This window comes from Pinirhizobacter soli, from assembly GCF_015905305.1.
GTDB lineage: Bacteria > Pseudomonadota > Gammaproteobacteria > Xanthomonadales > Rhodanobacteraceae > Pinirhizobacter > Pinirhizobacter soli.
In genome coordinates, this window is record NZ_JADZLQ010000001.1 from 96,916 (window position 1) to 121,816 (window position 24,901).

General features: G+C 60.2%; 26 protein-coding genes. 13 read left to right on the top strand and 13 right to left on the bottom strand.

Annotated features, from left to right (window positions below; translation table 11 throughout):
• Positions 1-108 precede the first annotated feature (108 nt).
• The gene (locus NDK18_RS00260; RefSeq protein WP_250626730.1) at positions 109-687 is read left to right on the top strand and encodes a TetR/AcrR family transcriptional regulator; all 579 of its coding nucleotides are present in this window, start codon (positions 109-111) and stop codon (positions 685-687) included.
• Positions 684-1,955, top strand: coding sequence for an amidohydrolase family protein (locus tag NDK18_RS00265; RefSeq protein ID WP_250626731.1), 1,272 nt, complete (start codon positions 684-686; stop codon positions 1,953-1,955). Before NDK18_RS00260 ends, NDK18_RS00265 begins: the two co-directional genes overlap by 4 nt.
• Here NDK18_RS00265 and NDK18_RS00270 read toward each other — a convergent pair whose 3' ends face one another.
• Positions 1,956-3,197: a histidine-type phosphatase gene (locus NDK18_RS00270; RefSeq protein ID WP_250626732.1), complete on the bottom strand. Its 1,242-nt coding sequence runs from the start codon at positions 3,195-3,197 to the stop codon at positions 1,956-1,958.
• Positions 3,198-3,698: 501 nt separating this feature from the next.
• Between NDK18_RS00270 and NDK18_RS00275 the strand changes: the two genes are divergently transcribed.
• The 5 genes from NDK18_RS00275 to NDK18_RS00295 all read left to right on the top strand — a co-directional run bounded on the left by NDK18_RS00275 (position 3,699) and on the right by NDK18_RS00295 (position 8,181).
• Positions 3,699-5,093, top strand: coding sequence for an ATP-binding protein (locus tag NDK18_RS00275; RefSeq protein ID WP_250626733.1), 1,395 nt, complete (start codon positions 3,699-3,701; stop codon positions 5,091-5,093).
• Position 5,094: 1 nt separating this feature from the next.
• A complete protein-coding gene (locus tag NDK18_RS00280) occupies positions 5,095-5,760 on the top strand; it encodes a response regulator (RefSeq protein WP_250626734.1) in 666 nt (221 codons plus the stop codon).
• Positions 5,761-5,874: 114 nt separating this feature from the next.
• Positions 5,875-6,957 carry a S41 family peptidase gene (locus NDK18_RS00285; protein ID WP_250626735.1) on the top strand — a complete coding sequence of 361 codons (1,083 nt, stop codon included), beginning with the start codon at positions 5,875-5,877 and terminating at the stop codon, positions 6,955-6,957.
• Between the two features lie 134 nt (positions 6,958-7,091).
• The gene (locus NDK18_RS00290) at positions 7,092-7,487 is read left to right on the top strand and encodes a helix-turn-helix domain-containing protein (RefSeq protein WP_250623071.1); all 396 of its coding nucleotides are present in this window, start codon (positions 7,092-7,094) and stop codon (positions 7,485-7,487) included.
• Positions 7,480-8,181 carry a nucleotidyl transferase AbiEii/AbiGii toxin family protein gene (locus tag NDK18_RS00295; RefSeq protein ID WP_250623070.1) on the top strand — a complete coding sequence of 234 codons (702 nt, stop codon included), beginning with the start codon at positions 7,480-7,482 and terminating at the stop codon, positions 8,179-8,181. Before NDK18_RS00290 ends, NDK18_RS00295 begins: the two co-directional genes overlap by 8 nt.
• 54 nt (positions 8,182-8,235) lie before the next feature.
• On the opposite strand, the gene NDK18_RS00300 is transcribed toward NDK18_RS00295, so the two are convergent.
• The 4 genes from NDK18_RS00300 to NDK18_RS00305 form a co-directional block, all read right to left on the bottom strand.
• On the bottom strand, positions 8,236-8,538 hold the full coding sequence (locus NDK18_RS00300; protein ID WP_250626736.1) for a hypothetical protein: 303 nt from the start codon (positions 8,536-8,538) through the stop codon (positions 8,236-8,238).
• 98 nt (positions 8,539-8,636) lie between these two features.
• Positions 8,637-8,975 (bottom strand): SEC-C metal-binding domain-containing protein, encoded by a 339-nt coding sequence (locus tag NDK18_RS19455; protein ID WP_425600620.1) that lies wholly within the window; start codon positions 8,973-8,975, stop codon positions 8,637-8,639.
• A 2-nt stretch (positions 8,976-8,977) separates the two neighbouring features.
• The gene (locus NDK18_RS19460) at positions 8,978-9,553 is read right to left on the bottom strand and encodes a DUF3653 domain-containing protein (RefSeq protein WP_425600621.1); all 576 of its coding nucleotides are present in this window, start codon (positions 9,551-9,553) and stop codon (positions 8,978-8,980) included.
• A gap of 238 nt (positions 9,554-9,791) precedes the next feature.
• Positions 9,792-10,166: a hypothetical protein gene (locus NDK18_RS00305; protein ID WP_250626737.1), complete on the bottom strand. Its 375-nt coding sequence runs from the start codon at positions 10,164-10,166 to the stop codon at positions 9,792-9,794.
• A 350-nt stretch (positions 10,167-10,516) separates the two neighbouring features.
• Here NDK18_RS00305 and NDK18_RS00310 point away from each other — a divergent pair, with 350 nt between their 5' ends.
• The gene (locus NDK18_RS00310; protein ID WP_250623056.1) at positions 10,517-11,263 is read left to right on the top strand and encodes an SDR family oxidoreductase; all 747 of its coding nucleotides are present in this window, start codon (positions 10,517-10,519) and stop codon (positions 11,261-11,263) included.
• A gap of 65 nt (positions 11,264-11,328) precedes the next feature.
• On the opposite strand, the gene NDK18_RS00315 is transcribed toward NDK18_RS00310, so the two are convergent.
• Complete coding sequence (locus NDK18_RS00315) at positions 11,329-12,249, bottom strand: LysR family transcriptional regulator (protein WP_250626738.1); 921 nt, start codon at positions 12,247-12,249, stop codon at positions 11,329-11,331.
• Positions 12,250-12,401: 152 nt separating this feature from the next.
• On the opposite strand from NDK18_RS00315, the gene NDK18_RS00320 reads away from it, so the two are divergent.
• Positions 12,402-13,832 (top strand): amidohydrolase family protein, encoded by a 1,431-nt coding sequence (locus tag NDK18_RS00320; RefSeq protein WP_250626739.1) that lies wholly within the window; start codon positions 12,402-12,404, stop codon positions 13,830-13,832.
• A gap of 618 nt (positions 13,833-14,450) precedes the next feature.
• Here the strand turns inward: NDK18_RS00320 and NDK18_RS00325 are convergent.
• From NDK18_RS00325 to NDK18_RS00340, 4 genes are all read right to left on the bottom strand, one after another.
• A complete protein-coding gene (locus NDK18_RS00325) occupies positions 14,451-15,215 on the bottom strand; it encodes a TlpA family protein disulfide reductase (protein ID WP_250623053.1) in 765 nt (254 codons plus the stop codon).
• 384 nt (positions 15,216-15,599) lie between these two features.
• Positions 15,600-16,232, bottom strand: a complete 633-nt coding sequence (locus tag NDK18_RS00330; RefSeq protein WP_250626740.1) for a class I SAM-dependent methyltransferase — start codon at positions 16,230-16,232, stop codon at positions 15,600-15,602.
• Between the two features lie 11 nt (positions 16,233-16,243).
• The gene (locus NDK18_RS00335; RefSeq protein ID WP_250626741.1) at positions 16,244-16,660 is read right to left on the bottom strand and encodes a nuclear transport factor 2 family protein; all 417 of its coding nucleotides are present in this window, start codon (positions 16,658-16,660) and stop codon (positions 16,244-16,246) included.
• Between the two features lie 38 nt (positions 16,661-16,698).
• Positions 16,699-17,433, bottom strand: coding sequence for an SDR family NAD(P)-dependent oxidoreductase (locus NDK18_RS00340; protein ID WP_250624409.1), 735 nt, complete (start codon positions 17,431-17,433; stop codon positions 16,699-16,701).
• Between the two features lie 114 nt (positions 17,434-17,547).
• Here NDK18_RS00340 and NDK18_RS00345 point away from each other — a divergent pair, with 114 nt between their 5' ends.
• On the top strand, positions 17,548-17,910 hold the full coding sequence (locus NDK18_RS00345) for a winged helix-turn-helix transcriptional regulator (RefSeq protein ID WP_250623050.1): 363 nt from the start codon (positions 17,548-17,550) through the stop codon (positions 17,908-17,910).
• A gap of 339 nt (positions 17,911-18,249) precedes the next feature.
• Positions 18,250-18,522 carry a hypothetical protein gene (locus NDK18_RS00350; protein WP_250623049.1) on the top strand — a complete coding sequence of 91 codons (273 nt, stop codon included), beginning with the start codon at positions 18,250-18,252 and terminating at the stop codon, positions 18,520-18,522.
• Positions 18,523-18,530: 8 nt separating this feature from the next.
• Here NDK18_RS00350 and NDK18_RS00355 read toward each other — a convergent pair whose 3' ends face one another.
• Complete coding sequence (locus NDK18_RS00355) at positions 18,531-19,085, bottom strand: TetR/AcrR family transcriptional regulator (protein WP_250623048.1); 555 nt, start codon at positions 19,083-19,085, stop codon at positions 18,531-18,533.
• A gap of 158 nt (positions 19,086-19,243) precedes the next feature.
• Here NDK18_RS00355 and NDK18_RS00360 point away from each other — a divergent pair, with 158 nt between their 5' ends.
• Both NDK18_RS00360 and NDK18_RS00365 read left to right on the top strand, forming a co-directional pair.
• On the top strand, positions 19,244-19,996 hold the full coding sequence (locus tag NDK18_RS00360; RefSeq protein WP_250626742.1) for an SDR family NAD(P)-dependent oxidoreductase: 753 nt from the start codon (positions 19,244-19,246) through the stop codon (positions 19,994-19,996).
• Between the two features lie 87 nt (positions 19,997-20,083).
• A complete protein-coding gene (locus NDK18_RS00365) occupies positions 20,084-20,716 on the top strand; it encodes a class I SAM-dependent methyltransferase (protein ID WP_250626743.1) in 633 nt (210 codons plus the stop codon).
• On the opposite strand, the gene NDK18_RS00370 is transcribed toward NDK18_RS00365, so the two are convergent.
• The gene (locus NDK18_RS00370; RefSeq protein ID WP_250626744.1) at positions 20,698-23,781 is read right to left on the bottom strand and encodes an efflux RND transporter permease subunit; all 3,084 of its coding nucleotides are present in this window, start codon (positions 23,779-23,781) and stop codon (positions 20,698-20,700) included. The two genes, NDK18_RS00365 and NDK18_RS00370, sit on opposite strands and share 19 nt — an antisense overlap.
• On the bottom strand, positions 23,778-24,893 hold the full coding sequence (locus NDK18_RS00375) for an efflux RND transporter periplasmic adaptor subunit (protein ID WP_250626745.1): 1,116 nt from the start codon (positions 24,891-24,893) through the stop codon (positions 23,778-23,780). The genes NDK18_RS00370 and NDK18_RS00375 overlap by 4 nt, the downstream gene beginning before the upstream one ends.
• Positions 24,894-24,901 lie beyond the last annotated feature (8 nt).

Sequence of the window (24,901 nt, forward strand, 5' to 3'; positions counted from 1 at the left end):
GCAAACATAGCCGGGCGATGCGGGCGACGACACCCAACTGATGGGGCATGGGTCTGATAGTGCTGAATGGCTGTGTACAGCGTACGCGTAGTGGCGTACGCTGTACACATGAGCAAGGATCGTATCTTCGCTGCCGCCAGGGCCATCCTCGACCACGAGGGGATCGAGGGGCTTTCGGTGCGCAAAGTCGCCACACGCGCCGGCGTCTCGCCCATGGCGATGTATCGGCACTTCGCCGACAAAGACGCCCTCTTGAACGCGCTGATGGATGACGGCCTCGCCGCTTGGGAGAAGATCGTCCGCGCCATCCGCGCCGAAGATCCGATGAAGTGGCTAGAGACTGCGATCGAGGCATTTCTCGATTTCGCGCTCACCCAACCGCATAGGTTCGACGCCGCCTTCTTCCTTCCGGCCCCCGAGGCACGGCGCTATCCCGATGACTTCGTGGCGGGCCGTTCTCCGGTCATAGCGATGTTTATGATCAGGATCGATCAGGCTAAAGCGGACGGGCGCCTCGGCGGCACGCCGGCGATTGATGTCGCGTTGGCGCTCGCGAGCATGGCGCAAGGGCTGGTCTCCATGCAGCGCGCCAACCGATTTTCCAGCGACAAGCAGTTCCGGGCGCTCTTTCGCGCCCAGCTCCACCATTGTCTTCAATCCTTTTCCGCCTCCGGAAGAACTCAATGAGTGCATTCGTAAAAGTCGCGGCCGCGATGCTAGCCGCCATCTTCGCCCTATCGGGGGAAGCCGTTGCCAAGCCGCTCGCTATCGTGAACGCCGAGATCTATACGTCGCCCAACGCTCCCCAGATACGTGACGGGGTGGTCCTGATGCAGGACGGCAAGATCGTCAAAGTCGGCACCCGGTCTGAAGTTTCCGTCCCCAAGGCCGCTCACGTGATTGATGCGCACGGCGCTGTCCTCACTGCCGGGTTCTGGAACAGCCACGTTCATATCATGCCCTTGGACCTTATGGGCGCGAAGACAGCCAAGGCGGCGACGCTCGAAGGCAGCATCCAGGCGATGCTGACGCGCTGGGGCTTCACCACGGTCTTCGATCTGGCGTCCTCCACCGAAAACACCTTGGCATTGCGTGAGCGCATTGCGTCCGGAGAGATCCTCGGACCCATGATTCTTACTTGTGGCGATCCGTTCTTTCCCGAAGGCGGTACGCCGATCTACGTGCGGCAATACCTTGCTGATCACGGCTGGGCCAACGAGGAAGTCTCGACGCCCGAAGCGGCTGCCGATCGTGCCGTTCGACAGCTCGACCGCGGCACAGACGCGGTGAAGATATTCGCTGGCGCTATCGTGGGTGGCGACATTGGCGTGCTGCCCATGCGCCTGGACATCGCCAAGGCCGTGGTAGCCGAAGCGCATAAGCGTGGCAAACCTGCTTTCGCGCATCCTTCCAACTATGCCGGCATCAACGTGGCGATCGACTCCGGCGTCGACATCCTGGCTCACACCACGGCGACAGAAGACGGCAGCCACGATCCTTATGGTTGGACGCCCGAGCTTATCAAGCGCATGCGCGCCCACAACATGGCCTTGACCCCCACCATGACGCTATTCGAGTGGGAGGCGAAGAAGGTCCACCAGAAGCCGGAGGTCCTGGCGCAGACGATCAAATTGATCACCTCCGAAGTGAAGGATTTTTCCGCCGCCGGCGGCGAAATCCTGTTCGGCACCGACGTCGGCTACACCGACGCCTACGACACCACTGAGGAATATCGCCTCATGTCGGGCGGCCTCGATTGGCGCCAGATATTAGCCTCGTTGACCACCTCGCCAGCCTCTCGCTTTGGCTACGCCGCGCATAAGGGGCGCATCGCTCCGGGCATGGATGCTGATCTCGTGCTTCTCGATGGTGATCCGGCCAAGGATCCAACCGCCTTCGCTCGCGTGCGCGACACCATTCGCGGCGGACTGGTGATCTGGGGGAAAGACCGGTGATCACCTTTGTTCCGGATGCGTCCGGCGATGCAGCAAGGCCTCGAAGTCACTGAGGCGACAGACCTCCGATCCCTGCCTCTTGCACGCATCGATGGCTAGCCACTGTATGACGGGTGGTTGCGTACGTGACAATGGGGTCAACTGGCGAAGCTGCTCCAACGTCTGTGCCTGGTAGAACGAGCGAACATAGCGCTCGCCGGTAGCCGGATCACGCAGCACCTCCAGCCCGAAGGCGCCACCGGGCGGTGGATCGTCATATCCATAACCGTCGATTTGGAAGTGCACGCCGAGCAGGCTGGTGAGCGCGGCTATGTTGTTGTCGCTGGCGACCATCAAGTTCAGGCGAGGGCCATCGGTGCGGGCAAGCATGGCCAGCACGTGCTGCCCCATCGGACCGGCAATACGGCGGGCCATGTAATCCGGGCGTGCATGGATGTCAAACAGCAGTGCATGCAGCCGGGAGATCTCGGCAATCCGTTCGCGCGTGGCCCGCCCCCAGCCGACCTGATCCAGGGGCATGCCTTCGGCGTACTGCAGAAGAAACACTTGCGCGGTGCCTGAGGTGATGGCAATGGACCCTTTAATATTCATGCCCCGGTTGTCACCGCTGGGGGTTAGCGATGACGGCGTTGCGGCGATATCGCAGCCCGTAGCACGGCAATCCAGAATCAATTCCATGGACCGGATCGCGTCACGATAAGGCGCTGTGAGCTTCGCTGGACCTCCGGTCTGCGCGATCACCTCGCGCACCGCTTCCTTTGCGTCGAAAGGCACAGCGTGAGCCTCTATCGGATGGAACAGCGGGTCCTCGCTACCCAGGGGCTGATGGCCCACGACAAGATGACAGTTCGGCGCCAAGCCTTCTGCCAGTGCCTGGCCGCTGGCGATCGTGCGTTGTTCGGTGTTGGTCCAGATCGAAACGCTGCCGTCTGCCGGACAGCCGGTGTTGGGCAATAGCCGGAGCGCGCTGTATCGCTCACGGTCGTAGATCCCCAGCAGACGCATGCCTTCGCGCCCGTGCGGGGTCAGGATGCTTGCCGGTGTTTGCCACGTCGGCCATGGCTGACGCGCAAGTTCCATAGCGCCAATCTCACCCACAAGTGGCGCGCGCACACCGTGGCGGAAGAGCATGATTACGCGTTCGACACGCCATGTGTCGGGGTAGGGTGGGCTAGCGCTATCTGCTTTAGCTGCAAAAGCCAGGACGCAAGTGGCCAGTAAGCCGGCAAGGCGATAGGGCATTCGGAGGCTACTCGTCAATTTAGTGAGTCGTTGTTAGCGGTTTCCCCCATTTTGCCAGAGACGATTTGATCATTCGCCCTGGGGGGCGTACAGCCCTGATAGTAGATTTCACATGATCTATAGTATATAACTATTTGATATATATAAATATAAAGTACGGTCATGCTTGCACGCAAGTCATGCAAGCTCCTCCATGCTTCTTGGTTGTCAATTCCATCCACAATGTCTCCACATTGCGTCGTCAGGCTGGGTTCGTCGAATACCGACGCTCTGCGCACGGCCCGCCATGCTGACCATCCAGAATCTCACCAAGGTGTATCCGCCCGACTTCCGCAGGGCGTGGTGGGATTGATCGGTCACAACGGCGCCGGGAAGACTTCGCACTGCAGTTCCTGGCAGGTCTGTGCTTCTGCCTGGACATCTTGTTGATGCGGGAATGATCTTGCCCGCTCCAGTGATCCCCACTAGATTCCGGCGATGGCGTTTTACAGGGCGGTACCCTTGAAGCTTTCCATCGGTCATCGGCTGTTTTTGGCTGTCCTGCTGTCCATCATGACGGTGGCGTTGGTCGGCATCGAAACGACGCGCTGGAAGTTGTTCGACCATCCCTCGGATGTTCCCGCCCGCATCGAATCCGAATCAGTGGCGAAGCTATCTGATGCATTGTCGACGCAATACCGGCAGCATCACGATTGGTCGTTCCTGCCGGCCGACTCCGCAAGGCGCAAGACGTGGCTGCGTGAAGAGTTGATGCGCTCGCAGGAAGATGGGGCAGCGAAACCAGGCTGGCCCACTTTGGGTTACCGGATCGGCTTGCTGGACAAGGACAGGCACTATCTGGCGGGCGCGGTCCCGAACCCGCTCATCATCGCATTTGCGTCGATCGACACATTCGCGCGCCATCTGGTCGTCGATGGCAAGACCGTCGGCTACCTCATTGTTGCCACACCGCAAAATCCCGACGACGAGCTAGCGGTTGCTTTCCTCGTCGACCAGCAACGGAATCTCTTCATCGTAGCCGCAGTCAGCGTGTTGTTGAGCGCCTTGGTGGCCGCATTGCTGGCCACGCATTTCCGCAAGCCGATCCGGCAACTCGTCGAAGGCGCGCGGCGGCTCGAGGGCGCGCGCTTCGACACTCGCCTGACCACTCGGCGCAGCGACGAACTGGGCGAGCTGGCCGATACCTTCAACCATCTCGCGGCGAGACTGGAAGACACCGAGCGATCGCGCCAGCAATGGATTGCTGATACCGCCCACGAACTGCGCACGCCGTTGTCCGTGCTGCGCGGGCAGGTGGAAGCATTGCAGGACGGCGTCCGATCCTCCACGCCCGAAAACCTCGCGATCATGCTGCGGCAAGTCGGAGCACTGACCAAACTGGTCGACGAACTCTACCAACTGGCGCGTGCGGACATCGGGCAACTGTCGTACACCAAGACCTCGAACGACGTGTGGCGCCTTGTCCAGGACCTGCTGGGCGGCTTTGCGGAGAAATTCCGCGTCGCCGGACTGGCGGTTGCGATGGGTGCATCGCCTGCCTGCTCGACGGTGTACTGCGACGTCGACCGGATACGCCAGGTCGTGACGAATCTGCTTGAGAATTGCGTGCGCTACACGGCTGCCCGTGGGCGTATCGAAGTCTACGGCATTGCCGTCGGGGATGAACTGCGTATTGAGATAAGCGATTCCGCACCGGGTGTTCCCGAGTACGCGCTCGGTCGCCTGGGCGAGCGATTCTTTCGCGTCGAGCCATCGCGAAATCGCCAGCTCGGCGGAACCGGGCTGGGACTCGCGCTCAGCAGGCAGATTCTTGACGCGCATGAGGGCCGCCTGGAATTCGGCCCGTCACCCTTGGGCGGTCTGCGAGTGACCGTCGTGTTGAAGCTGGCAGGCTAAGATGACGGCTACGATCCTCATCGTCGAAGACGAAAGCGATCTGTCGGCCATCATCGCCGACTACGTCACCGCGGCAGGCTACGAAGTCGACGTGATCACCGATGGCCGCGCCGCACTGACAAGGGTGAAACACCGTTCGCCGGATCTGATCGTACTGGACATCATGCTGCCGGGTCTGGATGGACTCTCGCTGTGCAAGGAGGTGCGCACGTTTTCCGACGTGCCCATCATCATGGTGACCGCCAGGGTCGAGGAGATCGATCGGTTGCTTGGGCTGGAGACTGGCGCCGACGACTATCTCTGCAAGCCGTTCAGTCCACGCGAACTGGTTGCACGCATCAGGGCGATTCTCCGTCGGCAGCGCAAGCCTGACGATGACATGCGGCTCTTCAACATCGATGAGCCAACGCGCACGGTCCGAATCCGCTCGCAGGCGCTGGACCTGACACCGACGGAATACAGTCTGTTCACCGCCATGGCAAAGCGGCCGGGCACCATCCACTCGCGCGCGCAATTGCTGGATTTCGCGAGCCGCGACAACCTCGACGTCACCGACCGGGCGATCGACAGCCATATCAAGAACCTTCGCCGAAAGCTCTCGGTGCTGCTACCGGACGTCGAGATTATCCATTCTGTTTACGGCCTGGGCTATCGCGTCGAACTGTAGCGCGGCGTAGGCCATCCACAATGGCTCCACATTTTCCCGCCACGCTGGATTTGTCAGTTACCGACGAATGCTTCCAACCGGCGAGGATGTGCAATGAACAGAACAAGAAAGACGATGACGATCCGCATCGCTGCCGTGACCGGAGTTGGGGCGCTGTGCGTGCTGGGGTTCGTATTGTTCGGAATGCCCCGCCTCGGTCCACCGGGGCCGCCGCAAAAGGACATGACGGTGGACAAGGCCACGCGGAACGAAGTGATCGAAGCCGCGATCGCGAACCTCGACAAATACTATGTTTTTCCCGAGAAAGCCCAGGCCATGGAAAAGCAGCTGCGCGCGAAGTCACAGCATGGCGACTTCGATTCCGTGACCGGCGCCGAAAAGATGGCCGAGACCTTGACCGATGTCCTGCAGTACGAGAGTCACGACAAGCACCTGGAGGTTCGCTACTTCGAAAAGACCGTTCCCGAACTGCCACCTGGTCAGGACCAATCGGAAGAAGAAAAGGCCGAAGAGCTGGCTCACCAGACGCGCCTGAACTTCGGCGTCGAGACAGTCGGCCGCCTGCAGTTCAACATCGGCTATATCGACCTGCACGCCTTTGGGCGACCGCAGCAAGCGGCAGGGCGGATTGCCGCAGCGATGGCCCTGCTTGCCGATACCAAGGCACTGATCATCGATCTTCGTCAGTGCGGCGGCGGCGATCCGGACACCGTGATGCTGCTGGCGAGCTATCTGTACGACAAGCCCACGCACTTGAACGACATCTACTGGCGCGATGAAAAGCGGACCGAAGAGCGGTGGACCGCTGGCGATGTACCTGGCAAAAAGTACGGTGAAGCGCGCAAGGTGTATCTGTTGACCAGCGAAGACACGTTTTCTGCGGGCGAAGACTTTGCCTATGCGCTGAAGAACAACGGGCGCGCTACGCTTGTCGGTGAGACCACGGGCGGCGGCGCACACCCGGGAAATCCACGTCGCTTGAGCGCGCACTTCATGATGTTCGTGCCCAATGGCCGTTCTATCAACCCGGTCACACACACCGATTGGGAGGGCGTTGGCGTGGTGCCGGATGTGAAGACATCGGCAAAGAATGCACTCGACGTTGCTCAAGTTGCCATCTTGGAAGAGCGTCTCGCCGCCGAGCCCGATCCCGTCAAGAAGGGCGATTTGCAGAGGCGGATTGGCGAATTGAAATAAAGGCGTTGGCTCTTCCAATGGGCAGAAGGCTAAGTGTGCGACAAAGGCGTATAGCAAAAATGTCGTGAAAATGTGACTTTTTGTCGCTTGTGTCGTATATTCGCGACATGAGCACCTCTACGGACACCCCTCGCTTGACCGCCGACTTTGGGCAAATGCTCCGATCGGAGCGTAGAAAGCTGGGGCTCACCCAAGCGCAACTGGCAGCCAGGGCAGGGATAGGACGCCAGAAGCTCATTGAAGTGGAGCAGGGCAAACCAGGGGTTGCGTTTGCCACGTATGCTGCTGCGATGAGTGCACTGGGAGTGGAATTCTCCGTTAAGCCGCGGCTTGTCAGGATCGGTGACTTTCCGCAGCTGGAGCTGGTCGCGTGGAATCGCAAAAAAGAAGACACGATTCCCGAGAGGGATGCTCTTTCGCTGTATGAGCGCAGCTGGGACATGGTCGATTGCTCAGCCATGACACCGGATGAAGCCGCTTTCCTGGACAAGTTGGTCCACACGTATGGAAACGGAGTGCTTCATGTTTAGCCGTTTGCATCACCAGCAGATACACAAGGTGCTTTCATCACTCAATTCAGCTTTATTGAGTGAAGCGAAATGCTATTTCGGAGGCGGAACTGCTATCGCGCTCCTTCTGGGTGAGTACCGCGAATCCGTAGATATCGATTTCCTGTGTTCCGACAGGGATGGATATCGGTTGCTCCGAAACGCCCTGGCGCCGCCGAAACTTGGAAAAGTGGTTACGACGAGTGTCACCTACCTTCGAGAAGTACGCATGCAGAGGGATAAGGTGTCGACGCTATTGGACGTCGAGGGCGCCAAGATTCGGCTTGAATTCGTGCTGGAAGGACGAATAGAGATTTCTGGCGAGGACAACGCGGCTTTGGGAGTTCCGGTCCTCAGCCGGTCCGACATGTATGCGGAGAAATTGCTGGCCAACGCGGATCGTGGCTTGGATCGTTCCGCGGCAGCCCGCGACATGATCGATCTTGCAATGATGATCGACGCGTGGGGCCCGATCCCACAGGTTTCCGTCGACAAGGTAGACGCCGTGTACGGTGAATCGATATATCGAAGCTTCGACCAGGTACTGGGCACGCTGCAGATCGGAGACTACCTCTCAGAGTGCCTCAAGGCCATGAAGATGGGCGAACAGACCGGGCCGCACATACTCAAGGTGCTGGAGAACAACAAGCCGAAACGGGCTAAAAGGCGGATTTAGGGCCTAGTGGCTCGTTACCATACTTCGCATAATGTATACTTTCGCTGACTCCGCTTAGCCATGGTCTGCCCCCGAAACGATGCCATTATGGGCGGTGCGATCGGCACCCGGCAAATCGTTCCCCTGAGGGCAATTAAAAAACGATTTTCGGTGGCGACCACGCGGATCTTTTTCGGGCGAATTAACAAGCAGGTTATCTAGGGCATCACGCCGGTCTAAAACATAATCCTTGACCTGGCCAAAGGCATCGATATCGTCAAACGAATCGCTCTCAGGACCGACCCTGTTAAGCCTCTCCAAAACCGAATCCCAAACAGCACGACGACGCTCCAAAGTCCTACGTTCTGCAGCTTTCATGAGATGATTTCCCTGGGGCTACGCCCCGGTTGCGTTAGCAATCGCGGCACCCGGTCAGGCCTTCAAAACTAGGCCGGGTGCCGCACTCTTCGAATCAATCACGGCTTACCGTGACACCTCTTGTACTTCTGGCCACTGCCGCAAGGGCAGGGGTCGTTGACACCCACTTTAGGTACTTGCAACGGGTCTATACCGGGCCCGGCCTTAGTACGCTTTGGGCCCGCAATAGCATCGACCGCAGCGAACGCTTTGGCTCCAGAAAGATGGGTTTGAGGGGCTTCAACCCCGACGCCTTGTCGTCCCGGTTGAAGCCCCTTCCTAGCGTCTAGGTAGTCGCGGAGAGCAACGCACACCAGGGCGTTGACCGAAAGACCAATAGATGACGCGTAGGCGGTCGCCTCCGCTCTCAGCTCGTCTGGAAACCGAAAAACAGGCATGGCTAAATCTCCTGGGACTCGTTAGAGGCAGGAGGTAGATTACACGGTTTGGGCCCATTTTGGGCCCGATCTAGGGGCTTTAGTCCCTTGTTAACTGTAGGGACAATACCCAGCGCGATGCTCGGCAAGCCCCATTCTGCCTGGGTTTCCGGCGCTTGGGAAGGCAACAGCCCGGGTTCCTCCGGCGTCGGCAGGGTCCGGCAAGCCGGAACCCTGCGAGCCGACGGCGAAGGACCCGGGTCCGCCTGGATGGCCATGCGGCGGAGCGCAGGGGCAAGAAGAGCGGCTAGCTGGAGGATCGCTTCTTGGGGAGACGGAAGGGCCTCGGTCACCACCGTGGCCTGCACGACTTCGGGTTGAAGCGTCACCGCGGGGCGGTGCCCCACACCCCCTAGAATCCGGCCTTCGTCATAGGCACGTCTAAAACACGCGGCCTGATTCTGGGTCAGCCACCAACGGCGCATGCCGCCCTGATCAAAGCGACGGCCATCAGGAGGAAAAAGCCCATTGCGGTTGATGACCCAGCCTTCCCACTCGGGCTGCAAAGCACCCAAATCGCCGCAACGCAGGATGCGCAACAGGCGAACAACAGCCCTAAGAAAACACCCGTAGCGGAGGTCCCGGAAGCCCTCGGGGGAGACATGCCAAGTACGCGGCGCGCGGGGCTTAGAGCGACGCCTAGGACCCTCCGTTACTTCGCATAATGTATATTATGTAAAATACAATAGTAGCCTCTGCTATCAGCGGCCTAACGATTCCAAATTGCCGCCGAACTCAAACTGCTTATGCGAACGCGTATCAATTCCGATATCTGGATTACCGCGCGAAAAACAATTGAAGCGTAGTCGCGAGCAAGCTCACGCCAGCAACAATCAGGCTCGCCGTAGCAACGTAATAGTTTCGCTTTGCGAGCCTGTCCGCCGCCGTGGACAGTCGTTCCTGGGACACAATCTGGCTTTTTGCAAGTTCGACTTGAAGTGCTCCTTTGAGAGCCGTTCGCTTGATTGCACTGAAGTCGAGCCGTGCAGGCTCGGTGCCATACCAGGCAATAGCCAGAGCGACGGTCGCTGGCTTGGGCTCCTCGGCCTCGGCGATCTCTCGAATTAATTCTCCGACAGCCTCGTAGGACCCGGCCGTGGTTAGCCGGGCCACTATCAGCCGGGCATCGTCAATATCTGGACCGATTTCCATACTTAAGGTTTCCCCCTCCCCCATCGCGCGACCGGGTCCACGGGATCCAGTGAATAGGCCCGCATCGTTCATCCGCCCGATTCGTTTTTGCTCAGCTCAATCCGATGCAGCGATGGGGCGTCGCAGCCTGAGAGGCCGATGGGCTTTCGGCGAAGCTGTCGCCAACCCCTGATGACCCGGCGGTCGGCTCCCCCGCGCGACGGCAGCCCCATCGGCCCAGTCCAGCCGCAAAGCCACTTCATCGTTTTGCGAGCAGATGTTGCTCGCTTTTTCCGTATTCACCACCCGATTGATTAGATGCATCGTTCTCCTCGTTCCCCAACCAACCCACCCAACGAGGAGTACTTAGTATGAAGCTCAAGAACAAAGTCGCTTTTATCACCGGCGGCACGTCAGGTATCGGCCTGGAGGCAGCAAAGCTCTTTCAGCTCGAGGGCGCCCACGTGGTGCTGGTCGGCTCGAACGAAGATCGTCTGGCGGCCGCGGGTGCTGCCGTCAACGGCAAGGCTCTCCTGATTCATGCCGATATCCGCAGGGTCGCAGACATCGAACGCGCGGTTGGCGAGACCAAGGCGACATTCGGCCACATCGACGTCGTGTTCGCGAACGCAGGCGCCACGACGGTAGCCCCGCTGGAAGCTGTTACGGAGGAGTACGTCGCCGACAACCTGGCGTTGAACTTCACTGGGACGTTTTTCACGATCCAGAAGACCGCCCCACTCATCACCAGGGGTGGAAGCATCATCGTTACGACGTCCTTCTTGAATACGATCGGGTATCCGGGCCTTTCGATCCTGGCGGCGACCAAGGCGGCGACACGGTCTCTCGTTCGCACCTTGGGCGCTGAACTTGCGCCCCGCGGCATACGCGTCAATGCCGTCAGCCCCGGCGCCATCGCAACGCCTTTCTACAGCAAGGTTGGCTTGCCCGACGCGACGCTCCAGGAAGTCGCTGCTGCCATCACGGCGAAGACCGGTCTGAAGCGCTTTGGCGAAGCGGGCGAGGTGGCAAAGGCGGCGCTCTTCCTGGCAAGCGACGACTCGTCGTACACCACGGGCGCCGAACTGGTGGTTGATGGCGGTCTGACGCAGTTCTGACGTAGCGACGCGAGCCGCACTACAGCCCGCCGTCCCGATAGCCATCGCAGACGGCGGATTGCACGCTAAATTTCAGGAATGCGCCCAAAGCTGGCGAGCTCAGCGCGAAGCTTCGGTACAGAAAAATCGACAAAATGTCGAAGCTTGGCGGGCATGATGTGGCGCGAGATATGCACCAGATGCACGGGTAACGGCTCAACTTCGTACGCTTGCAAGATATATTGCAATTTCCCAGCCTTCACCGCTTCGTCCACGTCGTGCTCGAGAACGAGCGTCGCGCCGATCCCATCGATGGCGGCGTCTACCCCCGCATCCGGTGATAGCACAAGCAATCGCGGCACGACCGCAACCGTGAAGGTCTCTTCCGTGTCGGGATTTCGGAAACGCCAGGGCGAAAGATAGGGGCTATCGAATACTGCGCAGGGAAAATCCCGAAGATCTTCCGGTGTCTCCGGCATACCATGTTTCTTGAGAAGACCCGGGCTGGCCACGACCACGACCCTTAATGTCCCTATGCGCGTCGCGACCAGGCTGCTATCGCGCAAGCGCCCAATCCGAATGGCGACGTCTGCATGAGCATCGATCAGATCGACGTTTCGGTCCGACTGTAAAAGCCGGATTCGTACGTCCGGGTACTGTGCCAGAAACTGATCTATGACTGTTAGGACTCTCAATCGCGCAACTTGCACGGGAGTGGCGACGACTAATTCGCCTCGCGGTGTCCGGAACTCACCAGCGGCACGGCGTTCCTGCTCATCGACCTGCTCCAGGATCTGCTTCGCGGCGGCGACATATTCATTGCCGGCCTCGGTCAGCGTGAGCTTTCGAGTGGTTCGGACGAGGAGCTTCGTGCCCAGAAGCGCTTCAAGATCGTTGACGTTTCGCGTGAGCGTGGAGACCGGGATCCGCATTCGTCTCGCCGCAGCCGATAGGCTCCCCAATTCAACCGAGGAGACCAGCATGGCCATTGCTTCGAGTCGGTCCACGTTGCTCGCCAATAATGAGTCGGAAAAGTATACCCAGCCAGCAGATTGAATCCACCCATGATCGCCGCCCGTCTAGCACAGCCTCTCTTGTCATTGCAACGCTCCGCACGGTAGAAGTGTCACTGACGGTTCGCCATGACAGGAGAAGCAGGATGGATGACGAAAAAGGCGGCATCGAATCAGCCACGCCGATACCGATCCGCACGATTTCCGCATCGATCCGGCCAGCCATAACCTTGGCCGTGCTCCTGTTCTGCGCTTTCGCGCACGCGACTGAACCCGCCACCGACAAAGCGCCGCCGTCCAGCCTTACCCTGTTTCAAGGCGCAACCCTTATCGATGGCACGGGCGCTCCCCCGCGGGCCAACATGGACGTCCTCGTCGAAGGTGAACGTATCCTCCGCGTCATGCCGGACTCCGAACTGGAGCCAACGCTCCGTGCCAAAGCAAAAGTAATCGATCTGCACGGACAATTCCTGATGCCAGGAATGATCGACGCGCACGTCCATCTGGCCACCCCGCCGAATAGGCGGCAGGCCGAAGCGATCCTGCGGCGCGACCTGTACGGAGGCGTGACGGCGGTTCGCGACATGGCCGACGACCTTCGCCCGGTGGCGGAGCTCACCCGTGCCAGCCTGGTCGGCGAGATCCCCGCTCCCGACATCTACTATGCCGCGCTGATGGCCGGTCCCGCCTTCTTCACGGACGAGCGCGCCGGCCAGGTTTCCGCGGGCGGCACGCCGGGCCACGTGCCCTGGATGCAGGCCATCACTAAAGACACCGATCTGCCCCTGGCGGTTGCGCGAGCGCAAGGGACCTGGGCGACGGCGATCAAGCTTTACGCCGACCTCCCTGCCGATCTCGCCGCACGGATCACGACCGAAGCGCATCGACAGGGGCTACTGGTGTGGGCCCACGCAACGCCCTATCCCGCCAAACCCTCGGACATGGTGGCAGCGGGAGTCGACGCGATCTCGCATGCCTGTTTGCTCATCCGCGAGCCCGACGCGCATGTCCCTGGCTGGAACGAGCCGCATGCGCCTGTCGACCTGAAGCGATTTCGTCACGGCGACAATCCGGCGTTGGCTCGTCTTTTCAAGGAAATGGTGCGGCGAGGCACCATCCTCGATGCCACGCTTTGGGCCTACAGTTCAGATACGTCTGGTTCAACCACCATGCCTCCCCTACCCCCGGGTAGCTGCGACGACACGGTGGGCGGTGCGATCACTGGCCAGGCTTACCGCGCCGGCGTATCGATCGATGCGGGAACCGACTTCACCGCTGACTGGACCGATCCATGGCCGGATCTGTTTCACGAACTCGCCACGATGGCGACCAAAGCCGGCATGCCGAACGATGCGATCCTGAAATCGGCCACGCTCATCAGTGCCCAAGCGGCAGGCCAGCAGCGCGATATGGGCAGCATCGAGCCAGGCAAACTCGCCAACATGGTGGTGTTCACCCGCAATCCGCTTGCGGACCTGAAGAATCTTAAGTCCGTGCTGATGACCGTTAAGCGCGGTCGCGTCTATGCGCGGGGTGCGTTTGTACCTTTGGTTAAGGACGACATTACCGATAGGTGACTTGGCGAGAGTGCCCGATCGCGCGAGCGGGTCCACGGGATCCAGTGAATAGGCCTGTTGGCCCTAATATCCGCTATGGCACCGGCGTCAAAAAGTCTGCCTCAGACTGAAGTAGCCACGCTGAGTGCTTCCAAATTGCCCAAAGGTGCGGTACTTACCTATAACTGTGGGACCGTTCAATGCTCCCTCCAGCAAAAGATATGCATCGCACATTTCGTTGCGACCGATAGTGAGTTGCTGGTTCTCTATTCGATAAGCGAGCGGGTCAGACGCCGGAAAGAAATTCTCATCTAGAGTTGACGCGGAATCTACCTTTACAACCTTCCAGTCTCCTCCCAAACAAGATCTGGCGGTCTCGTCTGTGAACTCAACCTTGAGCGTTGCAATTGCACGGTGCTCGGGGTTCTCCACGGACAGCGCCCACTTCCCTAGCAGGGTGCTACCGCACGCTGCAGAAGAAACGAAAGCACTCGCTGCAATAAACACTGATCGAAGAGATGATCTCGTCATAAGCCAAACTCCAGAAAGCTCGCCGCGAAGGTTTCCGGTACGGCCGGTGCCGGTTGTCAATATACATGCCGCCGGATCATGCCTCCCGGCAGCCCACGCTCCTCATCTTCAATGCATTTGTGAGGAATCTAGCGAACTCTTTACCCACTGCGCGATGCTCCCCTCGGTAACCGTCCGGCTAGTTGGCGCCTTGATAGGCCCAATTTTCATCGCAACGACGCTACCTTTGTCGTCTATCAACACCATTGTCGGTACTGCCGGTAGATCGAGACTTTGAAAAAGCGAGGCCGCATTTGCCGCTATGGACCAAGAGAAATGCTTATTGAGGGCGAGGTCGCGAATGTAAATATCGGGATCTGGGGAGACCGCAAGTGTTTGAACTTCCGGGTGCGCCACTTTGTATGCATTCAACGCAGGTATTTCCTCTATGCATGGTCCGCATCCATAGCCGAAAAAGTCGACAAGCGTCAGTTTCCCCTTGAACATCGAATTGGATAGGTGCTGACCTTCCAATGTCACCAGCGTGAACTCCGGCATAGCTTGTCCTATCTTCACATTGCTAGCGCGTTCCCCTGCTTGTGAACTAGCGCCCCACAACACGGGTTCACCGCTCACGACGACCAGTTTTCCGTTATAGGTGGGCTCTACCGCGTAATAAGGCTTGCCGTGACTCGCGGCTTGCAGGAAGTCCTGCTCGCTTATAGGTAAGCCATCCGCGGTACGAAAATAGAGACTTATAGATTTATCGACGTTTGCAACATGACGAATAGCCGCTTCATCGACAGGTGCGCTCAAAACGAGACCTGGGCGCGCAATGGCTAGGGCAGTAATAAGAAACGATGCTACAGCTCGATAATTCATCATGTCACTCATCTCCGATCCACAGATAAGAAATCAACGCCCGTCGTGCAATCCACGCTGCTGTGATGGCGACGTCCGCTTTGCGTCGTTAGCGACCTAACCGGGCGCATCATAGCCCGCTGCTCCCGGCAAGCACTATTCAGCGCTGAAATTTCCCCGTGCGAGGGTTGTGAGAGCATTGTGGGAGTTCGCAGCCCCGCCGGAGCGGGGCCTTGATGTTGGCTGGGAGAAGCAGGATCCATCTGGCCAGGCCGGGTGGATGGACGCATGGAACGCGTGGAAGTGTTTTTGGACAATACCGGTCGCTCCCCTCCCCCATCGCGCGACCGGGTCCACGGGCTCCAGTGAAGGCCCGCATCATTCATCCGCCCGATTCGTTTTCGGCGCCGGGACCTTTCAGGGCTTCACGAACCGATACACGAAGCGATCGGTCTCGCCCTTGATCGAAGGTTCGAACACCTTGATCGCGTGCGCATCGCCCTTTTTCGCGAGCATGCTGCTTTCCGCGTCCAGTACGAAGCCTGCCGCCTCAACCTCCTTGCGAACGGATGCAGGCTCAATCCGATGCAGCGATGGGGCGTCGCCCGTACCCGCCCCGGCAGCCGCGGCGTGGTCTACGATCACATAGGACCCGCCGGGCTTCAGCCGCTCGTACACAGCTCGATTGAATTGGGCCGCCGTCGCGCCATTGGCCTGCATCAGCGGGGTGTGGAGGTCGTGGTAGAACAGGTGCAGCCACAGCACATCTACCGATTGCGTGGCCTCCGGCATCGCCACCAGGTCCACCGAGACAACTTCCACGTTCTCCCGGCCCGGCTCCTTCGCAAGCGTTCGCATGTTGCCGACCGGATCGTTCTTGAAGTGGGCGACTTCGGCGGGCACGAAACTGTAGACCCGGCCTTCCGGGCCCACGATGTCGGAGAAGAGACGGGTCCAGTCGCCGTCGCCAGGGTAAACGTCGATGACGGTGGAACCCGCATCGACGCGTGCGAAACGGATCAACTCAGATTGCTTGGCTTGGTCGTACATCGGGATCTCCGTTACGGTTGGGCAGATGTGTCCATCTGTGAGGCCCGAGCCAGTGCTTGGGTGTCTATGTACTCCCGGATCTTCGTTACCTTCCCGTTTTGAACGGTGATGGCGAAGACCCAGTTGTCCTTGAACGCCCTATTCGTGGCTTTGATTTTCCCTGTAGCGACACCGATGACCAGAACCCGGTCTCCCTGCGCGACGAATTCGGGGGGCTCTGGGTATGTCGTTTCCACCTCGGCGGACGCCTTCTGAAGCACTTTCGCCAGTCCTGCGTGACCGCGGTGTGTTCCGGCCAGCGGCCAGTCCTTACCCGGAATGATCCACTCAACATCTTCGGCAACCAACGCGAGCAGACCTTGCTTATCGGCGCTGCCCATTGCCGCAAAGAAATCCTTCACAATCTGGACATTCTGTTCGGTGCTCATCGAATCTCTCCGCTTCGGTTACGTCTGGGCGTAGTGCGTCAGAGTTGCGCAAGGCCGCCGTCGACGGCTATCTCGCTGGCGGTCATGTAGCTGCTGTCCGACGACGCGAGAAAAGCGGCCACCGCCCCGATCTCCGTCGGATCGGCCATGCGCTTGAGCGGATTGAGCGAAGCGAAGAACTTCATACCTTCCTCCCCCAGCGCTGCCTTCGCAAGATCGGTCGCCGTCCCGCCGGGCGACAGCACGTTTACCCGGATGCCGGTGCCCTTCAGGTCCTCCGCCCAGGTCCGCGCTAGGTTGCGCACGGCCGCCTTGCTTGCGCTGTAGGCGGTCATGGCCGGGGCGCCCGTGGTGCCGGCGCTCGATCCGGTCAGGATGATCGAACCACCCTCGCCCATCAGCGGCAGCGCCTTCTGGACCGTGAAGATCGTACCCTTCACATTGACGTCGAAGGTTTCGTCGATGTGCTTGGCGGTGATTTCGCCGAGCCGAAGCTGGCTTCCCACCCCGGCATTGGCAAAGACGATGTCGAGGGTTCCGCGCTCGGCCTTCACCGCCGCGTAGAGTCGGTCGAGGTCGGCCTCATTCGAGACCGAGCCCTTCACCGCGCGGGCATTAGGCCCAAGGTCGGCCACAGCGGCGTCGAGCGCCTCCTGCCGGCGGCCAAAGATGAAGACGAACGCGCCTTCCTCGATGAAGCGCTTTGCTGCGGCAAAGCCGATGCCGGTAGCGCCGCCGGTGATCACGGCGGTCTTTCCATTCAGTCTGGTCATAAGATGCATCTCTCTCTTGAGTTGTGCAGAGGCAGCGAACTGCTTGCCTAAGCACTGAAGATGCAGGCCTGATAACCTGAGGACAAGTATGCACTTTTTGGTAAGTATCAGAAAATGAAGACGCCTCCTGAAATCTGCGATACCGGCTGCGGCCTCAATGCCACGCTGCGCATCATCTCGGGAAAGTGGAAACCGCTCGCCCTGTTTTTCCTGCGCGACGGACCGAAGCGTTACGGCGAGCTCAAGCGCTTGATCCAGGGCGTCAGCGACAAGGTGCTGATCCAGCAATTGAAAGATCTGGAAGCCGATCACGTGATATCTCGGACCGACTATAAAGAAGTACCGCCGCACGTGGACTACGCGTTGACTCCACTCGGTCGCGGCCTGGCCGAGGCGATCATGCCGCTGTGTAGCTGGGGAACCGAGAACGCAGGGGAATTGGCGGGTATCTTTGCCAAGCGTGACGCTTTGCCCTAGCGGGCAGGTGCCGCCTTCATCTTGATTGATTCAAGTTGAAGTAGCCAAGTGGAGAACTTCCTCCAAGCCCCAAGCTGAAGTAGTCGCCCTTGACCGAAGGTCCTCCGAATGGGCCTTGCAGCCAAAGATATGCATCGCATACCTCGTTGCGGCCAATCGTCAGTTGCTTGTCTTCTATTTTGTAGGAGAGTGGGTCTGACGTTGGGACGCACACGAGCACCAGTGTTGAGGTGGCGGGATCCACTCCTGCGCCGGGTTATCGCCTGGTCCCCACCACCCCGCACCTTGGGCAAGTGGGCGTGGCATTTTTAGTTGGCGCATACTCACGGTTTAATTCAAATGAAACCGGGGCGCCCCATCAAACAATCTATCCCCACCCAGCTCGCCGTGGGCCAAATCTACCCTGCGATGCTGACTTCGCTGACGCCCGCCGGCAGTGGATGGTACGCCCGGCTTGAATGCGGTGTCGATGCGATTGTCCCTCGCCCCTATGGTTCAAATGGACCGATTCTGGGCGATGCGGTGATTATACGTCTGCTCGGAATCAATCAAGCGACCGGGGCCGTGGTCGGCACGCTGGTGCAGGGCAAAACCATCAGCAGTATTCGATAGCTCCTGGCCTAGTTTTCGCTCTGCGTCAGGATGGCGCTCGCGATGATGTGAACGAGATGATCGGCCCGTGGCGCGAATGAAGGTAGGTCGACGAGCCAGCCGAGCGCCGACATCAGACCGAACAGGTCGTCCCCATTCATATCGGTGCGCGCTTTACCTGCGGCCTGAGCGCGGAGCAGGATTCGCGCGCTCGCTGAGTGCACCGCTGCACACGAAGCATAAAGAGCGGAGTCTGGGTTCGTGTGGGCGGCCGCCATCATGGCGACGACGCCCCTATAGCTTTGGGCGAAAGCCATCCATTCGCGAAACCAGGACAAGAGCGCCTCGTCAGGTGAATTCGATGCTTCGAGTTCGTCTGCCTTCTGCGTCAGTGCGTCCAGATTCGTACACAGCAACGCTTCGAACAGGGCTTCTCGCGTCGGAAAATGGCGAAGCAGCGTGGCCAATCCGACATCGGCCTGACGGGCGATATCGCGCATCGACGCATCGGCGCCGTGCTCGGTGACGACCTCATGCGCGACTGTGAGGATGTGGCTGTAATTTTTTTTTGCGTCGGCTCGCATGGGTTGTCTCTTGACAAACGGACCACTGATCCATATATTTGGATCACTGGTTCGGTTGCTGTGAATAGGATCTGGATCGGCGATCCAAATGATACAGCGCCTTTCCACGAATGTGAACAGCGGCGCTGCCTTACACCACAAACGAAAGGTGGAAGATTGTGAAAAATTTAGAAGGTAAGGTTGTAGTTATCACGGGCGGAAGCAGCGGGATTGGCTTGGCCACAGCCAAGCGCTTCGTGGAAGAAGGTGCGCACGTGGTGATCACTGGGCGACGAGAGAAAGAGCTGAAGGAGGCCGCCGCCTCCATCAAGAAAAACGTTACGACGGTCGTGGGCGACGTGTCGCGCTTGGAAGATCTGGACCGGCTCTATGCCGTGGTGAAAGAGAAACATGGTCACATCGACGTTCTCTTCGCGAACGCGGGCGCAGGGACAATCGCACCGCTCGAGGCCGCTACCGAGGCCCATTTTGACCAGACCTTCGACGTGAACGTGAAGGGAATGTTCTTTACGGTACAGAAGGCCCTTCCCCTCTTCAAAGACGGCGGTTCGATTGTCCTGAACTCTTCGGTCTCAAACGTCCTTGGGCTTGCAGGATTTACCGCTTACGCGGCGAGTAAGGCGGCTGTGCGCAACTTCGCGCGCGGCTGGGCTTCGGAATTGAAAGACCGCAAGATCCGCGTGAATAGTATGAGTCCCGGAGCAATCGACACCCCGGCCTTGGCGACGACGACGGGCCTTACCGCTGAACAGGCCGAGCAAGCAGTCGCACAGTTCACCTCGCAGATCCCCATGGGCCGCAGAGGCATGCCCGAGGAAATCGCGGCAGCAGTCGCGTTCCTCGCCTCCGATGAAAGTTCTTACATCACCGGTGCGGATCTCCCCGTCGATGGAGGCATGGCGCAGGTCTGACCTCAGAGCGCTCCCATGGCTGGCCCACAAGCCCCGCCAGTCGTGGGCCCCGCGCTCGTCGAATACCCTGAAGCAATGGAGATTTCAATGTACGACCCATCCAAATTATCCGAGTTGATCCGGTTCGCACGCGTCGAAGCTGGCTCCACCGTTATCGACGTTTACCCAGGCGACGGCGACTGGACCCGTCGCTTCTCCGACGTCGTGGGGCCCAAAGGACGGGTCTACACTTTCGTGCCAGCCGAAGTCGCCCACTTCAAGAACGATCCGGTGGGTCTCATGCGGACGCTTGCGAAGGAGCCGGGCCGGGAGAACGTGGAAGTTGTCTCGGTGGACCTCGTGGCGATGCCGGAGGCCACGCAATCGGTAGATGTGTTGTGGCTGCACCTGTTTTACCACGACCTCCACACCCCGCTGATGCAGGCCCATGGCGCGACGGCGGCCCAGTTCAATCGAGCCGTGTACGAGCGGCTGAAGCCCGGTGGATCCTATGTCATCGTCGACCACGCCGCGGCCGCCGGGACGGGCACGAGCGACGCCCCATCGCTGCATCGGATCGAACCTGCATCCGTTCGCAAGGAGGTAGAGGCGGCCGGCTTCGTACTGGACGCGGAAAGCACCATGCTCGCGAACAAGGACGATCCGCAGTCAATCAAGGTGTTCGATCCCTCGATCAAGGGCGAGACCGATCGCTTCGTTTATCAGTTCGTGAAGCCCTGACGGGTGGCGTTTCCCGGCCGGATCTTGAACCAGATGGAATACATCGCCGGCAGGAACACCAGGGTGAGGATCGTTCCCGCCAAGGTGCCACCGATCAGCGTGTAGGCGAGGGTTCCCCAGAACACCGAATGGGTCAGCGGAATGAACGCCAGGATCGCTGCCAGCGCGGTAAGGATCACCGGCCGCGCGCGCTGCACGGTAGCTTCGACCACTGCGTGGAACGGGCTCAGCCCGGCCCCTTCGTTGTGATGGATCTGCCCGATCAGGATCAGCGTGTTACGCATCAGGATGCCCGATAACGCAATCAGTCCGACCAATGCGTTGATGCCGAACGGCTGCCTGAACAGGATCAACGTAGGTACCACGCCGATCAGACCCAGCGGACTGGTCAGGAACACCATCACCATCGCGGAAATGGAGCGCACCTGGAAGATGATGATCAGCAAGGTGGCAGCCAACATGATCGGGAACAGAGGCAGCATGGCTTTCGTCGCCTTGCCCGACTCCTCTATCGAGCCGGCTTCTTCGATGCGGTACCCGCTGGGCAGCTTGGCGATGGTCGGCTGCAGCTGCTTGGCAATGGCAGTGGACACATCAGGCGGCTGCAGGTCCTCGGCGATGTCGCCGCGTACAGTGATGGTCGGCTCGCGGTCGCGCCGGCGGATGACCGGCTCTTCCATGCGTACGTCCACCTTGCCCACCTGCGACAGCGGAATGCGCTGCCCGCTGGCGCCGGCCAGCGTGAAGTCGCCGATCTTGGCCGGATCCAGGCGCACGTCGCCTGCCGAGCGCGCCACCACCTGCACGGTGCGTATGTCCTCACGCACGGTGCTGACGGGTATGCCGCTTAGCAAGAACTGCAGTTGTTGCGCCACCGCACTGGAACTGAGCCCCACCGCCTGCAGGCGGTCCTGCTGCAAGGTGAAATGCAGTGTGGGTGTGCGCGTACCCCAATCGGTGTTGACCGTTCGCATCATGGGACTGGCATCCATCACCTGCTCCACCTCGGTCGCGATGCTGCGCAGCTTGTCCGGATCAGGACCGGACACGCGGAAAGCGACGGGGAACGGCGAATAGGGGCCAAACACCAGCTGAGTGACGCGCACGCGCGCCTCCGAGCCAAGGCCTTCAGCGATTGCCTTGCGCAGCCGATGCTTCAGTGCTTCGCGCTCCTCTTCGTTGTCGGTGCGAATGACGATCTTGGCAAACGAAGGGTCAGGCAGCTCCGGCCCCATCGCCAGATAGAAACGCGGCGCACCCTGGCCGATGTAGGTGGTGACGATCTTGGCTTCCTTCTGCTTGGCCAGCCACGCTTCCACCTTTGCCGACGCAGCACTGGTCTGTTCGATCGACGTGCCATAAGGCATCTGCACTTCCACCAGCACCTCCGGCCGGTCGGAGATAGGGAAAAACTGCTTCTTCACCACCGCCATGCCGAGGATGGCCAGCACGAAAAGGCCCACCACGGATCCGGCCACCAGCCATTTGCGCGCGATGATGCGCCCCAGCAATTCGCGGAAGCGGTTGTAGCGAGGAGTGTTGTAGATCGCCTCGTGGCCACCTTCGACCTTTTTGAGTTCGGGCAGCATCTTCACGCCCAGGTACGGCGTGAAGACCACCGCCACCACCCAGGAGGCGACTAGCGCAATGCCCACGATCCAGAACATGTTGCTGGTGTATTCGCCAGCGGTGGAGCGTGCGAAGCCATTGGGCATGAAGCCCACCGCCGTGACCAGCGTGCCCGCCAGCATGGGTGCGGCCGTGTGGCTCCACGCATAGGCGGAAGCAGCCACACGGCTGTAGCCCTCCTCCATCTTCACCACCATCATCTCGATGGCGATGATGGCGTCGTCCACCAGCAGGCCAAGCGCCAGAATCAACGAACCCAACGTGATGCGATCGAAATTCTTGCCGGTGGCAGCCATCATCACGAACACCACCGCCAGCGTCAGCGGTACCGCTGCGGCCACCACGAGTCCCACGCGCCAGCCCATGCTGACGAAGCACACCAGCATCACCACCAGCAGTGCGACGAAAAACTTCAGCATGAACTCATCGACCGCCGAGCTGATGTTCACGGCCTGGTCGGTGACTTTGGTGAGGTTCATACCCAGCGGCAACCCGGCATTGATCGTGCCGACTTCGCTGTCCAGCGCCTTGCCCAGGTCTAACCCGTTCCATCCATCGCGCATGACGATGCCCAGCAACAAGGCAGGTTCGCCGTTGTTCCGGATCATGAAGGTGGCGGGATCTTCGTAGCCGCGCTTGACTGTGGCGATATCCGACAACTTCAGCGTACGACCGTGCGCGATTACCGGGGTGTCGCGGATCTTCTGCAACGAATCGAAGGCGCCGTCCAGGCGAATGAATACCTCCGACCCCTTCGTTTCAACGGAGCCCGCTGGTGTCAGTGCGTTCTGGCCGTTGACCGCGGCGAACACGTCCTGCGAACTCACGCCCAGCGTGGCCAGGCGATCGTGTGAGAACTCCACGTAGATCTTCTCCGCCTGCTCGCCGATGATGTTGACCTTCTTCACGCCCGGCACATGCAACAGGCGTTGGCGCAAGTCTTCCGCATCGCGCACCAGCAGGCGTTGAGGTTCGCCCTTGGCTTTTAGCGCGAACAGCGCAAAGGTGACGTCGGCGTATTCGTCATTGACCAACGGCCCGATCACGCCGGGCGGAAGATTGCTGATCTCATCGCCGACTTTCTTGCGCGCCTGGTAGAACTCTTCCTGCACGGCCGATGGCGGCGTGCTGTCGAGCAACGTCAAGGTGGTGAAAGCAAGGCCAGGACGCGTATAGGTTTCGGTACGGTCGTACCAGCGCAGCTCCTGCATGCGCTTTTCGATCTTTTCGGCGACCTGGTCCTGCATTTCCTGCGCGGTGGCGCCAGGCCATGCGGTGATGATGGTCATCACCTTCACCGTAAAGGCCGGATCTTCCGCACGTCCCAGCTTAAAGAATGCCAGCAGCCCGGCCAGCGAGATCAGCAAGATCAGGAACAAGGTGATGGAGCGCTCACGCACGGCAAGCGCAGAGAGATTGAAACGGCCTTCGCTCACGGTTGGACCCCTTTACTGGCGACGGCGGCATCCTGGCCGGCCAGCCGCACGGGCTCGCCTTCGCGCAGCAGATGCGCGCCGAGCGCAACCACGCGGTCGCCTTGCTTGAGTTGACCAGCAATGCGTGCACTGTCGTCGTCCAGGTGCCGCAACACCACCGGCCGCCAGGACACCTTGGCCGGTTCGCCGTCGATCACCCATACGCCCGGCCCCTTCCCTGCGTCGAACAAGGCACCCAACGGCACCTGCAGATCGACTTGCGTGGCGGCGTCGCCGGAAGGGATGCGGATTGTCACCGTGGTGCCCAGTAGTGCGCCGGCCAGTTCGCCTTGCAGGACGTAGCGCGCTTCGAACGTGCGCGTGAGCGGATCGGCGGCATCGGAGAGCTGCCGCAAGGTGGCCGGCATGCTCACGCCTTCCTTGCCGAACAACGCAGCCTGCGCGGCTGACCCGATCGCGGGGCGCAAGGTTTCCGGCAGTTGCACCACCGCCTCTCGCGGCCCGGCGTGCGCGAGGCGCACCACGGTTTGGCCGGCGCTGACGACCTGGCCCGGTTCGGCCAGCGTTTCCATCACTACGCCGTCGCCGTCCGCCACCAGCTCGGCATAACCGCTGGCATTGTTGGCCACGTTGGCATCGGCTTCGGCGGCGCTCAACTGGGCTTTCGCGGCGTCCGCGGCCGCCTTGACCTGGTCGTAGGCTGACGCGGAGATCGCGCCGGTACCACGCAGATCGCCGTAACGCGCCTCGTCATCCGCCGTCTGCTTGGCGCGTGCGCGTGCGGCCGCGACTGCCTCCTGCCGTGCCTGCGCGGCCAGCTTCAAGTCGACTGGATCGATGCGCATCAGCGGCTGGCCGCGCTTGACGCTTTGCCCGGCATCAACAAACCGCTGGAGCACCTTGCCGGAAACACGAAAGCCCAGGTCGCTCTGCACCCGGGCGGCGACGGTGCCCGTGAACGAACGCGTAGCGGGAAGCGCGCCCTGAACGGCGGCAACGCGCACTACAGGCGCCTCGGTGCGGGGGTCGACGGGCGTATTTCCGCCGCAAGCAGCTAGCGCAAACGGCAGTGCCAGGACGGCAGCAGAGGTAACGAGACGAAGCCGGAACATAACGAAGC

Excerpts from the sequence above, each read along its gene's own strand:
- NDK18_RS00260 (WP_250626730.1), top strand. The coding sequence starts at position 109 with ATGAGCAAGGATCGTATCTTCGCTGCCGCCAGGGCCATCCTCGACCAC.
- NDK18_RS00265 (WP_250626731.1), top strand. The coding sequence starts at position 684 with ATGAGTGCATTCGTAAAAGTCGCGGCCGCGATGCTAGCCGCCATCTTC.
- NDK18_RS00270 (WP_250626732.1), bottom strand. The coding sequence starts at position 3,197 with ATGCCCTATCGCCTTGCCGGCTTACTGGCCACTTGCGTCCTGGCTTTT.
- NDK18_RS00280 (WP_250626734.1), top strand. The coding sequence starts at position 5,095 with ATGACGGCTACGATCCTCATCGTCGAAGACGAAAGCGATCTGTCGGCC.
- NDK18_RS00285 (WP_250626735.1), top strand. The coding sequence starts at position 5,875 with ATGACGATCCGCATCGCTGCCGTGACCGGAGTTGGGGCGCTGTGCGTG.
- NDK18_RS00295 (WP_250623070.1), top strand. The coding sequence starts at position 7,480 with ATGTTTAGCCGTTTGCATCACCAGCAGATACACAAGGTGCTTTCATCA.
- NDK18_RS00300 (WP_250626736.1), bottom strand. The coding sequence starts at position 8,538 with ATGAAAGCTGCAGAACGTAGGACTTTGGAGCGTCGTCGTGCTGTTTGG.
- NDK18_RS19455 (WP_425600620.1), bottom strand. The coding sequence starts at position 8,975 with ATGCCTGTTTTTCGGTTTCCAGACGAGCTGAGAGCGGAGGCGACCGCC.
- NDK18_RS00305 (WP_250626737.1), bottom strand. The coding sequence starts at position 10,166 with ATGGAAATCGGTCCAGATATTGACGATGCCCGGCTGATAGTGGCCCGG.
- NDK18_RS00310 (WP_250623056.1), top strand. The coding sequence starts at position 10,517 with ATGAAGCTCAAGAACAAAGTCGCTTTTATCACCGGCGGCACGTCAGGT.
- NDK18_RS00320 (WP_250626739.1), top strand. The coding sequence starts at position 12,402 with ATGGATGACGAAAAAGGCGGCATCGAATCAGCCACGCCGATACCGATC.
- NDK18_RS00325 (WP_250623053.1), bottom strand. The coding sequence starts at position 15,215 with ATGAGTGACATGATGAATTATCGAGCTGTAGCATCGTTTCTTATTACT.
- NDK18_RS00330 (WP_250626740.1), bottom strand. The coding sequence starts at position 16,232 with ATGTACGACCAAGCCAAGCAATCTGAGTTGATCCGTTTCGCACGCGTC.
- NDK18_RS00335 (WP_250626741.1), bottom strand. The coding sequence starts at position 16,660 with ATGAGCACCGAACAGAATGTCCAGATTGTGAAGGATTTCTTTGCGGCA.
- NDK18_RS00340 (WP_250624409.1), bottom strand. The coding sequence starts at position 17,433 with ATGACCAGACTGAATGGAAAGACCGCCGTGATCACCGGCGGCGCTACC.
- NDK18_RS00345 (WP_250623050.1), top strand. The coding sequence starts at position 17,548 with ATGAAGACGCCTCCTGAAATCTGCGATACCGGCTGCGGCCTCAATGCC.
- NDK18_RS00350 (WP_250623049.1), top strand. The coding sequence starts at position 18,250 with ATGAAACCGGGGCGCCCCATCAAACAATCTATCCCCACCCAGCTCGCC.
- NDK18_RS00355 (WP_250623048.1), bottom strand. The coding sequence starts at position 19,085 with ATGCGAGCCGACGCAAAAAAAAATTACAGCCACATCCTCACAGTCGCG.
- NDK18_RS00365 (WP_250626743.1), top strand. The coding sequence starts at position 20,084 with ATGTACGACCCATCCAAATTATCCGAGTTGATCCGGTTCGCACGCGTC.
- NDK18_RS00375 (WP_250626745.1), bottom strand. The coding sequence starts at position 24,893 with ATGTTCCGGCTTCGTCTCGTTACCTCTGCTGCCGTCCTGGCACTGCCG.